At 67.5% G+C, this 12,456-nt stretch carries 10 protein-coding genes; 5 read left to right on the forward strand and 5 right to left on the reverse strand.

Annotated elements, in window-relative coordinates; all coding sequences use genetic code 11:
* Positions 1 to 115: 115 nt before the first annotated feature.
* Entirely contained in the window at positions 116 to 1,417 is a 1,302-nt protein-coding gene (locus EV646_RS37045) for a nuclear transport factor 2 family protein (RefSeq protein ID WP_132157206.1), read from the reverse strand.
* Positions 1,418 to 1,511: 94 nt separating this feature from the next.
* On the opposite strand from EV646_RS37045, the gene EV646_RS37050 reads away from it, so the two are divergent.
* Together EV646_RS37050 and EV646_RS37055 are read left to right on the forward strand one after the other, a co-directional pair.
* Positions 1,512 to 1,892, forward strand: coding sequence for a winged helix-turn-helix transcriptional regulator (locus tag EV646_RS37050; protein ID WP_132157211.1), 381 nt, complete (start codon positions 1,512 to 1,514; stop codon positions 1,890 to 1,892).
* Between the two features lie 8 nt (positions 1,893 to 1,900).
* Positions 1,901 to 2,674 carry an SDR family NAD(P)-dependent oxidoreductase gene (locus tag EV646_RS37055; RefSeq protein WP_132157213.1) on the forward strand — a complete coding sequence of 258 codons (774 nt, stop codon included), beginning with the start codon at positions 1,901 to 1,903 and terminating at the stop codon, positions 2,672 to 2,674.
* Here EV646_RS37055 and EV646_RS37060 read toward each other — a convergent pair.
* Positions 2,671 to 3,393 (reverse strand): DUF427 domain-containing protein, encoded by a 723-nt coding sequence (locus EV646_RS37060; protein WP_132157215.1) that lies wholly within the window; start codon positions 3,391 to 3,393, stop codon positions 2,671 to 2,673. The genes EV646_RS37055 and EV646_RS37060 overlap by 4 nt on opposite strands.
* A 54-nt stretch (positions 3,394 to 3,447) precedes the next feature.
* A complete protein-coding gene (locus tag EV646_RS37065; protein WP_241996575.1) occupies positions 3,448 to 5,511 on the reverse strand; it encodes a fibronectin type III domain-containing protein in 2,064 nt (687 codons plus the stop codon).
* A gap of 192 nt (positions 5,512 to 5,703) precedes the next feature.
* On the opposite strand from EV646_RS37065, the gene EV646_RS37070 reads away from it, so the two are divergent.
* Positions 5,704 to 7,206 carry a lysyl oxidase family protein gene (locus tag EV646_RS37070; protein WP_241996576.1) on the forward strand — a complete coding sequence of 501 codons (1,503 nt, stop codon included), beginning with the start codon at positions 5,704 to 5,706 and terminating at the stop codon, positions 7,204 to 7,206.
* Positions 7,207 to 7,279: 73 nt separating this feature from the next.
* Here the strand turns inward: EV646_RS37070 and EV646_RS37075 are convergent, their stop codons facing one another.
* Positions 7,280 to 8,797, reverse strand: coding sequence for an MFS transporter (locus tag EV646_RS37075; protein WP_132157219.1), 1,518 nt, complete (start codon positions 8,795 to 8,797; stop codon positions 7,280 to 7,282).
* A 124-nt stretch (positions 8,798 to 8,921) separates the two neighbouring features.
* Here EV646_RS37075 and EV646_RS37080 point away from each other — a divergent pair, with 124 nt between their 5' ends.
* Positions 8,922 to 9,794: a LysR substrate-binding domain-containing protein gene (locus EV646_RS37080; protein WP_132157221.1), complete on the forward strand. Its 873-nt coding sequence runs from the start codon at positions 8,922 to 8,924 to the stop codon at positions 9,792 to 9,794.
* Between the two features lie 82 nt (positions 9,795 to 9,876).
* A complete protein-coding gene (locus tag EV646_RS37085) occupies positions 9,877 to 11,655 on the forward strand; it encodes a thiamine pyrophosphate-requiring protein (protein WP_132157223.1) in 1,779 nt (592 codons plus the stop codon).
* On the opposite strand, the gene EV646_RS37090 is transcribed toward EV646_RS37085, so the two are convergent.
* Positions 11,644 to 12,450: a UbiA family prenyltransferase gene (locus EV646_RS37090; RefSeq protein WP_241996577.1), complete on the reverse strand. Its 807-nt coding sequence runs from the start codon at positions 12,448 to 12,450 to the stop codon at positions 11,644 to 11,646. The genes EV646_RS37085 and EV646_RS37090 overlap by 12 nt on opposite strands.
* Positions 12,451 to 12,456: the final 6 nt, after the last annotated feature.

The following is a 12,456-nucleotide window of genomic DNA, read 5'->3' on the forward strand; positions in this document are numbered from 1 at the left end:
AGAGTGTCGATCTGGTTACCCATCGTACTGGCCCGTTCAAGCCCAGAACAGCGACAATTCCAATTCGTTGCCTAGGGCCCCGCTCACGCCGACAGCTGACGATTGCTCAGGGCATCTACCCGAACAGCACCCGCCGGGTGTGGTCGGTGTCCGTGTACTCCCGGACCGCGACGATCCGGTCGCCGGACACAGTGAAGACCGCCGCACATTTGTTGTCATAGGCACCACCGGCTCGCGCCGTCGCCTGAGAGGTCCACTCGGCGAACACCTGCTCCCCGTCGGCGAGGACGTTGGTCAGCGTGATCGTCACCCGCGTGCCCGGTGCGAACAGGTTGCCCGCGGCACCGAGAAAGTCGTCGAGGACCGCATCCCGTCCCTTCCATTCGCCGGACAACGGGAGTTCGCCCGGGTACGTCCACACCACATCCGGCGCGAAGCTGTCCCGCATCGTCTGCCGATCGCCGGCAGCCGCCGCCTCGACGTACCTGGTCACAACTGTCTTTGGATCCATCGGTGGTGTCTCCTCCTGCAGAGTCAGTACGGCGTTGCCGCGAATGCGACGGTTGCGTAGGTCGTCGAGTACGGCAGCCGTCTGCGACCAGTCCTCGACGCGGCCGATCTCGGGGTGCAGCCGGCCGGATGCGACCAGGCGGACCAGCGTCGCCAGGTCCTGGTCGTCGCGGCCGTCGGTGTAGTGGAAGTGCTTGATGATCGCGTTCTCCGGGCCGTCGAAGAGGCTGAAGAAGTCCAGCTCGACCGGCTGCCTGCTCGCTTCGCCGAACCAGATCAGTTGGCCGCCGGCAACGAGTTTCGACAGTGCAATCGGCAGGCTCGCGCCGCCGACGGATTCGAGTACGAGGTCGAAGGGGCCGCGCGCGTCCGAGACGTCGTACACGAGGGTCTCGGCGCCGAGTTCGAGCAGCCGGTCGCCGCGGGCGGGGGAGGAGACCACGGCGGTGACGGATGCGCCGGCTGCTGCCGCGAGCTCGGTGAAGTAGTGGCCGACTCCGCCGGAGGCGCCGGTCAGCAGGATCCGCCGTCCGATCACGCTGCCCGCCGTACGCAGCAATCGCAACGCGGTCAGCCCGGCCAGCGGAAGCGCGGCGGCCTGGGTGAACGAGATGTTGTCCGGCAGTACGGCGACCTGCGTGGCGGGCGCGGTGACACGCTCGGCCCAGCCGGAGTGCGGCAGATGCGCGACTATCCGGGATCCGATCGGCAGGTCGTCGTCGGTCGACTCGATCACGCGGCCGGCGATGTCCTTGCCTGGGCGCCAGCCTTCGCGTGGCTGCTCCAGCTGGAAGGTCTCGCCGCGGTTGATCGAGAAGGCCGCGACCTCGATGAGTAGGTCGCCGGCCGGCTCTTTGACTTCTGCCAGCGCGACCTTGCCGCTGTCCACCGGAACGATTGCTCTCATTGCCTTCTTGCTCCTTCACCTAGACTCGGCAACGACGCTACGAACCAGTCGTGGCGCTGCGGAAGACAGCACTAATTACTGCGCTAGGCACCGAATGGATACCGACCAGGTCAGAGGCAGGTGGGACGCCACCAAGGGCGCCTGCCCGACGCGTCAGGTGCTCGGCCGGATCGGCGACACCTGGACGATGCTCGTGATCAGCACGCTCGAGAAGCATGGGACCCTGCGCCACGGCCGGCTGACGTCGATCATCGAGGGCATCACGCAGAAGATGCTCACCCAGACCCTGCGGCACCTGGAACGCGACGGGATTGTCCAGCGTGATGTTGTTCCTACTGTGCCGGTGACGGTCAGCTATACCCTGACACCGCTCGGCCTGAGCCTGGCTGCGGCGGTCGCGACGATGCGTACCTGGGCATACGACCACATGGACGAGATCGCCACCGCGCGCGACGAGTACGACGCCAAACTCTGAGGAGTCACGTGGATCTGCAACTGTCCGGGAAGACCGCGGTGGTCACCGGTGCGAGCAAGGGAATCGGTCTCGCCTGTGCGGAGGCGCTGGCGTGGGAGGGCGCGAAGGTGACCGGAATCTCCCGTGATCCCGGCAATCTCGCGAAGGCGCAGGAGGAGCTGGCGGCCAAGGGGCTGAGCTACGACGTCGAGGCGGTCGACCTGACCGACGCTGACGCGACCAAGGCGGCGTTCGAGCGGATCGGCGTACCGGACATCCTGATCAACTGCGCGGGCGCGGCCCGTCGTACGCCGGTGGACGAGCTGGACAGCAAGGCGCTGCACGCGGCGATGGAGGCGAAGTACTTCACCTACATGCACGCGACCGAGTCGGTCATCCGCGGCATGGCCGAGCGTGGCAGCGGCGCGGTGGTGAACGTGGTCGGCCAGGGCGGACGCGCGGCGAACCCGCTGCACATCGGCGGCGGCGCAGCCAACGCGGCGCTGATGCTGGCGTCGGTCGGCTACGCCAAGGCATACGCCGGTCAGGGTGTGCGGGTCAACGTGATCAACCCCGGCATGACCCGGACCGCGCGCGTCAACGAAGGCCTCGAGGCAGCAGTCCGCGCCAGCGGCCGGCCGAAGGAAGAGCTGCTGCAGGAGATGGTCGCCGAGATCCCACTCGGCCGCGCAGGCGAACCCGACGAGGTCGCCAACGTCGCCGTCTTCCTCGCCTCCCCGCTAGCCAGCTACGTCACCGGCGCCATCATCACCATGGACGGCGGCGTCACCTCAGCCATCTAGGAGAACGGGGTGACTGGGCGGTCTTGGGGTACGCCGTCGAGGGTGATGTCGACGCGTTCGTCGAAGAAGCCGACCAGGCCGGCGACCGGTAGGAGGGCTGCGGTCGGGAAGTCGTAGGACCAGCCGACGTCGCGGCCATCGACGGACCAGTAGGCCGTGGTGCGGCCCTTGTACGGGCAGGATGTGCGGGTGTCGCTCGGCGTGAGGTTGTCGAAGTTCACCTCGGTGCGCGGGAAGTAGTAGCGCGGCGGCAGGCCAGTTTCGAAGACGATGACGGTGGAGCTGGATTCGGCCAGGACCTTGCCGTTCACCTCGACCTTGACGTGCCGGCCGGAGCGGACTGCGTCGCAGCGGGCGTAGGGGCTGCGCGGGTGGACGAACACCTCCTCGTCCTCCTCGAACCAGCTGTCGAGCGCGTCCCACTGGAACCGCACCAACCCGGCCGCGACCCCGTCGTCGTACACCCAGGCCCGGCCCGAGCCCGCGGTGTGCACCCGCGCGACACCGTGCTCGAACTCCTTGGTCTCACCCGTGTCCGTGAGTACGCCGTCCGCCACGTCACCGAGCGGAACGTAGTACTGCGGATACGGCGGGAACTCCCACAGATAGATCGCGTCCTGCGTGTCCAGTACGACGCGGCCGTCGAGCGTCGCGCGGATCCGGCGCGGGACCGGAGCAGTGCCGCCGGGCGGGACGAGGGGAGCCGGGTAATCGTTCATGGATCCAGTAAAGGCACGGGGCCGGCCCTGGGGAAAGGCCGGCCCCGCAGTCAGTTACACCGTGATCCAGTCGATGTCGGCGATGTAGCCGGTGGGGTTGTGGACCTTGATCGAGTTGGCTCCGGCGGAGAGCTTCATCGGGAGGTAGGTCACCTGCGGCGTACCCCAGTCGTTGTCGCCGAGCCCGTGATAGTTGACCCAGTAGGTGTCGGTGCCGTTGACCGTGAGCATGCTCTGCCGGCTGGTGTCGCCGTCGGTGTAGGCGATTTTCACCAGGTAGGTGCCAGTCGCCGGCACAGTGATGTTGTTCAGCGTCACAGTCGCGTCACCGCCGATGTTGCCGATCTTCGCGCCGCCCGAGCAGAAGGTGCAGCCGGAGATGCTCGCGTTCCCGGTCAGCGTGCTGCTCGACGCCTCCGCCTCGTACCGCACTGGTCCGCCAGATTTCGAGGTGAACATGGTGACCGGCGCGCTCGCCTCGGACGTTCTGTTTGCAACACCCTTCACGGTGAACGTGTACTGCGTCTGCGGCAACAGCCCGGTCACCACGGCACTTGCGCTCGAGGTGGCCGCCACTTGCTTGCCATTGGCAAAGACCTGGTACGACGATGCGCCCGTGCTCGGCTGCCATTGCAGGCTGACCGTCGTACGGCTGACGTCGGTCGCGGTCAGGTCGGCCGGCTTGGTCGGAGTGCTGAGCTTGTCCGGCGTGATCTTGTAGAGCTTCGATCCGTGCGCCGGCAGCTCCGCACTGACCTGGCCGGAGACGTCGCGAGTGTTCTGATCCGCCCAGATGTCGCGGACCGTTGCCTTGCCGGTGATGCCGAGCTGGTCGAAGTTCCCGGTCACGGTGGCAGGGGTCTCGGCCAGGTTGAAGAGGCCGACCGTGACGCTGCCGTCGGCGTTCTTGGCGTACCAGACCTGCTGCAGCTGGTCCTGGTTCAGCGGGCGGGCGGGATTGCCGGACTGGTTGATGGCGATGACCTCGCGGTTGGTCAGCAGCTTGAGGCCGTACGCGTCCAGCTTGGTCAGGTCGTCACCAGCGAACAGCGGTGCGGCGTTGATCGCCCAGAACGTCATGTAGCTCTGCCGCTCGGCCTCGTTCAGGCCGTCCATCTCGCCGACGCCGACGTTGATCGCGTCCAGGTTGTTCCAGTGGCCCGGGCCGGCGTCGTCGATCCACTGCGGCAGGTCCCACCAGCGCTGCTTCACCGAGCTGTCCCAGCGGACGATGGTGTCGCAGTAGCACTCCACGTCGGTGTCGATCCGCCAGCCGTTCGAGTTCTGCTTCCACACGTCGGCGTACCGGTGGCTGAGCGACCACGACAGCGTGTACATCATCGGGCGGCCCGAGTTCTGGACGGCGCGCCACCACGCCTCGATGTCCTCGGTGTTGTTGTGGTTCGGGTCGTCCGGCGCGCCCTTCCACGAGCCGGGGCCGACGCCGTCCATCTTGACGAAGTCGACACCCCAGTCCGCAAAAACCCGGGCGATCGAGTCGGCGTACTTCTGCGCGCACGGACTCGCGTAGTTGATCTTGTAGGCCTGATCCCAGCCGTTCGTCGTCCGGAGATCCGGGTAGACGATGTCGCGGGTGAAGCAGCCGGGCGCGTCGTAGATCGGGGTGTTGCCGTCCCGGTAGACGTCGAAGCCGAGGCCGACCACGGTGTAGATGCCGAACTTCAGGCCGAGCTTGTGGATGTCGTCGCCGACTGCCTTCATCCCGCGCGGGAACCGCGTGGCGTTCGCGACCGGGCGGCCGTACTCGTCACCGCCGAGCTGCCAGCCGGCGTCGATGTTGACGTACTCGTAGCCGTACGGCTTGAGCTTCGCCGCCATCGCCTGCGCCTGGGTGAGGACGTTCTTCTCGCTGATGAAGCTGCCGGGGCCGTCGGGATTCACGCCCGGGTAGTTGGTTGACTGCAGGCTCCAGCTGCTCCAGCCCATGTACGGCTTGGCGGCAACCTGCGGATACTTCGCCGGTACGGGCGCTTTCCGGGTCACGGCGGTCTGAGTCGATGTGAGCTGCGCTGCGTCGGCCGGCGCGATCGCGGCTGCTGTCGACACCAGAGCGACAGCGGCCAGGACGGCTGGGGTACGGCGTTTGATGCTGAACACGATGTTTTCCTCCGGGGGCGACCGGGGAGAGAGCGGACCCGGCCGAGCCTAGAGCGGGTTAATTTACATCGTCAAGTATCCAGGCGCTCGACTCGCTGTGACAGGACTGCGACAGAACCGAGATCAACTTCGGTTCGCAGGCGCGGCGTCGTACTCCACAGAAGGACCGGCCCGTGAGGACAGCCGGCCTTGTTGAGGGAGGGGATCATCATCGCTACGTCACGAAAGGTCGTTCGCTCGGCGATCGCCGTCGCGGGCGCGGCCGGGCTCGTCACGCTGGCCGGCTTGGGCGCGTCCGCGGCATCGTCGGGTACGACGTCATCGGCGCTGAAGTTAGTTTCCGGAAGCAATGACGTGACACTGGAGAGTATCGAGGACTACGGCGTCGACCTGGATCTCGGTACGCACCTGGTGGCCGGGAAGTCACCGATCGAGGTGCGGGCGACGCGGGCGTCGTACAAGGATCCGGTGGTTGCGACGCGGTATGTCAACGGGAAGCCGAAGGGCACGTTGCCGGCGACCGACTTCTCCGGAATGAAGAAGTTCCTGCACGTCACGATCACCGATGCCAAGGGCAAGAAGGTCGTCGACCGGGATCAGACCGTGTGCCTGAACGGGGAGGGCTCGAGGACTCGGCCGGACGCGCCGGACACTTCGCCGTACCCGGAAGGTTGCCCGGTCAACCCGTTCATGGTCGGCGCGGTCTGGGGGTTGCAGGCCGGCTGGTCGGTGAACACGTTCGACTGGGACAACTCCCAGCCGGCCAAGCTTGCTGTCGGCAAGTACAAGGCGAAAGTCACGGTGAACAAGGCGTATCGGGACTACTTCAAGATCGGCGCCTACGACTCGAGCGTCACGCTGAACCTGACAGTCAAGAAGGGGGACTCGTGCGGCGGCGGGCACGACGACGGGTGCATCGCAGGCAAGACCGCCAAGGCCGCTGCTGCCCCGAAGCCCAACGCGAAGCGCCCGACCGGGAAGCCGAGTGTGCCGAATGGGCCGAAGCCGGACCTGCGGCCGCTGCCCGCGTGGCAGATCTCGGTCGCGCCAGGTGACGAAGGTACGCCGAACGCGCAGCGGGACTTCCTGCAGTTCTCGGCGAACGTATGGAACGCGGGCCCGTCGCCGCTGGTGCTGGATGGATTCCGGCAGCACGGCAAGGACCTGATGGATGCGTACCAGTACTTCTACGATGCCAAGGGCAAGCAGGTCGGGTACCAGAAGACCGGCACGATGGAGTGGGATCCGCGCGAGGGTCACACGCACTGGCACTTCACCGACTTCGCGCGCTACAGCCTGCTGAACGCGAAGCAGTCCGAGGTCGTCCGCAGCCAGAAGGAGGCGTTCTGCCTGGCCGCGACGGACGCGATCGACTACACAGTGAAGAACGCCAACTGGCACCCGTCCAACACCGACCTGCACACGGCCTGCGGCAACCACAGCTCGCTGTCCGTTCGTGAGGTGCTCGACGTGGGCTCCGGTGACACGTACGTCCAGTCGTTGCCCGGCCAGTCGTTCGACGTGACGGACCTGCCGAACGGCACGTACTACATCCAGGTTGTGGCCAACCCGGAGAAGCGGCTCTACGAGGCCAGCACGAAGAACAACGTGTCGCTGCGCAAGGTGGTCCTCGGCGGCACCACGCACCACCGGACCGTCAAGGTCCCGCCGGTCGGCGCCATCAATGCCCCGTAGGTACTGCAACGCCCCGTGAGGGATTTGAGCTGAGATGCCCCGAAGGTGGCTGGCCACCTTCGGGGCACCGGACTCAGTGGTGTTGGGGGCGGCGGCGAGGGCGGAGGGGGCGGGTGTGAGGGGCGGTGCGTTGGTGCTGGCGGCGGCCCAGGACGAAGGGCCGGTTCGGGCGTGACGCCGGGCGGGCCGTTGGCGCCGACAGCTGGATGGGGGCTTGCTCGAGGTTGAGGCGTACGGGCGGCTGGTGCCAGGGGGAGCGGGTGCGGACGACGACGACGCGGAAGCGACCGTCGCGGCGGAGGCGGAGGCCGATCGCGACGGTTGCGACGGCGGGGATCAGGCCGGCGAGGAGCAGGCTGTTGCGGGCGCCCCAGTGCTGGGCGATGAAGCCGACCAGCGGTCCGCCGATCGCGCCACCCCCGATGAAGACCAGGTTGTAGATCCCCGACACCCGCCCGCGGAGCCCGTCCGGCGTGGTCAGCTGGACCATCGACTGTGCCGCGGTGAGGAACATCAGCGTTGCCATGCCCATCGCGGACAGCAGTGGGATGAAGGTCCACAGCGACGGCTGGATCGCGGCCACGATCTCGGTCACCGCCAGGATCGACGCGATGCCGACCAGGTTCCGCAACCGCGGCGTCCGGACCCGGCGCGCGGACAGCAGCGCGCCGGCCAGCGCACCCACCGCCACCACCGAGTTCAGTACGCCGTACCCCGAAGCGCCGGTGTGGAAGACCCGGTCGGCGAACGCGGTCAGCGCCACCGGCAGGCTGATCGTGAACATGCCGTAGATCCCGACCAGCGCGATCGCCCAGCGCACGGCCGGCTCGTGGAACGCGTATCGCACGCCGTCGCGCAGCCCGTCGCGGATCCGCATCCCGGCGCTCGCCCGCCGCGCCGCATGCAGACCCGGCATCTCGGACTCACGCATCATCAGCAGCGCCGAGATGGAGACGAAGAAGGTCGCCGAGTTGAGCGCGAACGCCCAGGCGGTGCCGATCGTGCCCAGCAGCGCACCGCCGAGCGCGGGGCCGATCATGCTGCCCAGCTGGAACGTCGACGAGACCATGCTGATCGCGTTGCGGACCCGCTCCTTGCCGACCAGTTCGGGCACGAACGACTGCCGGGTCGGATTGTCGACAGCGGTCGCCAGACCGAGGAACAGCGCGAGTGTGTACACCTGCCAGACCTGGACCTGACCGGTGAACGCGAGTACGGCGAGGATGCCGGCCGCGGTGCCCATCGTCGACTGGGTGACCAGGAGGACCTTCCGCTTCGGGAACCGGTCGGCGATCACACCGCCGTACAGACCGAGCAGGAGGGTGGGGAGGAACTGCAGGGCGGTGGTGATGCCTACCGCGGTGGCGCTGCCGGTCAGGGTGAGGACCAGCCAGTCCTGGGCGATGCGCTGGACCCAGCCGCCGGTCGAACTGACCAGCAGTCCGCTGACCAGGAGGCGGAAGTTGCGGACCTGCAGAGCGCTGAAGGTGTCCCGGAAGCCGGGCCTGCGGTCGGTGGGCGGGGTCGTCGTACTGCGGTGGGTGTGGAAGTCGGGGACGGATGGGACAGTACCGGTGGCCCGGGTGGTCAAGAGTGATCCCTACACGAGTGGACTGATCAGGGGAGGACACCTCCATCCTCACTGTTCGGTACTGAATTCCGACAGCGAATTACTCCTATTAGTCTTATTGCGTCGCGTAATGGGAGGTGCATCGATGTACGACCCGGACCAGCTGCGCACGTTCCTGGCGGTGGCCCAGTCACTCAGCTTTACCCAGGCGGCGGAACGCCTGGGCATCCGGCAGCCGACGGTGAGCCAGCATGTCCGCAAACTCGAGGCGGCTGTCGGGCGGCCGCTGTTCCTGCGCGACACGCGGACGGTGACGCTGACCGCGGACGGCGAGGCGATGGCCGGGTTCGCCCGGACCATCCTGGCCGCGCACGAGGAAGCGGTCGGCTACTTCACCGGATCCCAGCTGCGGGGGCGGTTGCGGTTCGGCGTCACCGACGATCTCGCGCTCACGCCGCTGCCGCGGATCCTGCGCGACTTCCGGCAGCTCTACCCGCGGATCGATCTCGAGCTGACGGTTGCCCAGAGCCCCAACCTGCTCCGCCGGGTGGAGTCCGGTCACCTGGATCTCGCCTACGTGAAGCACAGCGCCGGCGGCGGCTACGAGCCGAATGGACGGCTGGTACGGCGGGATCCGCTCGTCTGGGCCGGGATCGCCGGCACCCGGATCGCGCCGGACGGCCCGGTGCCGCTGATCGCGTACCAAGCTCCGAGTCTGAGCCGGTCGCTCGGCGTCCAGACGCTGGAGCAGGCGGGCCGGTCGAGCCGGATCACCTGCATCGTCCGCGGCGTGAACGGCGTACTCGCGGCGGTCCGGGCCGGGCTGGGCGTCGCCATCTTCACCCGGTCGCTGATGCCCGTCGACCTGGTCGAGCTTCCGCCGAGTGCCGGTCTGCCGGAGCTCCCGGCGATCGATCTCGTCCTGATCACCAACCCTCGCGCCGCGAAGGAGCCCGCCGAGGCGCTGACGGCGGCCATCCTCGGCAGCGACCGGGGCGGTGGGGTGGGAGACGTTTAGACACAGCCCCACTCAAGCCTGACGCCGCATAAACCCCGATCGAGCGGGCACCCGAGAGGTATCCCACCCTCGGAGGTTGATCATGGCGACGACGGTCGGCGACTACCTGTTGCAGCGGTTGCGGGACTGGCAGGTGGACACCGTCTTCGGTTACCCGGGCGACGGCATCAACGGGATACTCGCCGCCTGGACCCGGGCCAAGGAAGGCCCGCGCTTCGTCCAGGCCCGGCACGAGGAGATGGCCGCGTTCCAGGCGGTCGGCTACGCGAAGTTCACCGGTCGCGTCGGCGTCTGTACGGCGACCTCCGGCCCGGGCGCGATCCACCTGCTGAACGGTTTGTACGACGCCAAGCTCGACCACGTCCCGGTGGTCGCCATCGTGGGCCAGACGAGCCGATCCGCGATGGGCGGCTCGTACCAGCAGGAGGTCGACCTGCACTCGCTGTTCAAGGACGTTGCGAGCGAGTACGTCGAGACCGTCAACGTGCCCGAGCAGTTGCCGAACGTGCTCGACCGGGCAATCCGTACGGCGCTGTCCCGGTCGGCGCCGACAGCGGTCATCGTGCCGGCCGACGTACAGGAGTTGCACTACGAGGCGCCGTCGCACGCGTTCAAGATGGTCCCGTCGAGCCTGGGGTTCTCGGCCTCGATGGGCGCGCCGGACCAAGAGTCGCTGCAGCGGGCGGCCGACGTACTGAACAGCGGTCAGAAGGTCGCGATGCTGGTCGGCCAGGGAGCGCGCGGTGCGCGGCGTGAGCTCGAGATCGTCGCGGAGCTGCTCAACGCGGGCGTCGCGAAGGCGCTGCTGGGCAAGGACGTGCTGAGTGACCACCTGCCGTACGTGACCGGATCGATCGGGCTCCTCGGGACTCGGCCGAGCTGGGAGCTGATGCAGGGCTGCGACACGCTGCTGACTGTCGGCTCGAGCTTCCCGTATTCGCAGTTCCTGCCGGAGTTCGGGAAGGCGCGGGCGGTGCAGATCGATGCGGATCCGACCATGATCGGGATGCGGTACCCGTACGAGGTGAACCTCGTCGGCGACGCCGCGACCACGTTGCGCGCGCTCACGCCGTACCTGGATCACAAGGAGGACCGGTCCTTCCGATCCGGGATCGAGGAGAGCGTGCGGCACTGGTGGGACGTGATGGCGGGCGCCGCGAAGGTGGACGCGGATCCGGTGAACCCGCAGCGGCTGTTCTACGACTTCTCCATTCGGCTGCCCGACAACTGCATCGTGGTCGCGGACTCCGGCTCGGCGGCCGATTGGTACGCGCGGCAGCTGAAGTTCAACGACACCACTCGCGGCTCGCTGTCCGGGACGCTGGCGACGATGGGGTCCGCGGTGCCGTACGCGATCGGCGCCAAGATCGGGAACCCGGGCAAACCGGTTGTCGGCTTCTCCGGTGACGGCGCGATGCAGATGAATGGGCTGGCCGAGCTGATCACGATCAAGCGGTACTGGCAGGAGTGGGACGACCCGCGGCTGGTGATCGCCGTACTGCACAACAACGATCTCAACCAGGTGACCTGGGAGATGCGATCGTTGCAGGGCGCACCGAAGTTCCCGGACTCGCAGACGCTGCCTGATGTCGACTACGCCGCGTTCGCGCAGTCGGTCGGGCTGGCGGCTGTCGTCGTACGGGACGGTGATGAGTTGGGTGCGGCGTGGGACGCGGCGCTCACGGCGGATCGGCCGACGGTGCTCGATGTGTACTGCGATCCCGACGTACCGCCGATTCCGCCGCACGCGAGCTGGGACCAGATCCAGAAGACGGCCAAGTCGTTGTGGCACGGCGACGAGGACCGCTGGGGAGTCCTGAAGGAAGGCGTGAAGACCAAGCTGCAAGAGCTACGGCACTAGCGCGTCACCGCGGATGATCAAGGCGACGACGCTGACCACAGCGACCGCGATGGTGACCAGGAAGGGCGCGTTCTTCCAGGTCACGATGATTCCCAGCAATACGGCGACTACGCCGAGCGCCAGCCAGCCGATCAACCCAGCCGGTCCAGGCGGCGCGATGACGAGCAGGGTCGTTGCTGTCGCAAGTGGCACTGGCGCCAGGAGTCGGGCGGCGGCGCCGAGTCGTTGCGGCCAGCCCCTGACGCCGGTGGCCAGATCGTCGGCGAGGTCCGGTACGACGTTCGCCAGGTGGGCGCCGACACCGAGTAGTGCGGTCGCGCCGGTGGCCCACCAAGGCGCCCAGGTGTGGGTGGTGCCGAGCGTGACGAACGACGGGAGCGCACCGAACGCGACGGCGTACGGGAGCCAGGAGATGGCGGTCGACTTCAGGCCGAGGTTGTACGCCCAGGCGCAGGCGACGAAGAGCAGATGCATCAGTCCGGCGGCTGTTCCGTTGGCCAACGAGACGGGGATCGTCGCGACGAGCATGATCGCCGCGCCGATCGCGAGAGTGCGGCGACTCACCAGTCCACGTACCACCGGCTTGTCCTGGCGGTTAACAATGGTGTCGCGAGCGGCATCAATCGCGTCGTTGCTCCAGCCGATCGAGAGGTGGCCGGTGAGGATCGTTGCTGCGACGAGGAGACACCCGGCCGGACTTCGGCCGGCCGACCAGGCCACGGCCGTCACGAGCGCGGTGACGGCAACGGTGGGGCCGGGGTGGCAGGCGAGAGCCAGACCTTTGACGGTCTTCACCGACGT

Source organism: Kribbella antiqua, assembly GCF_004345665.1.
GTDB lineage: Bacteria > Actinomycetota > Actinomycetes > Propionibacteriales > Kribbellaceae > Kribbella > Kribbella antiqua.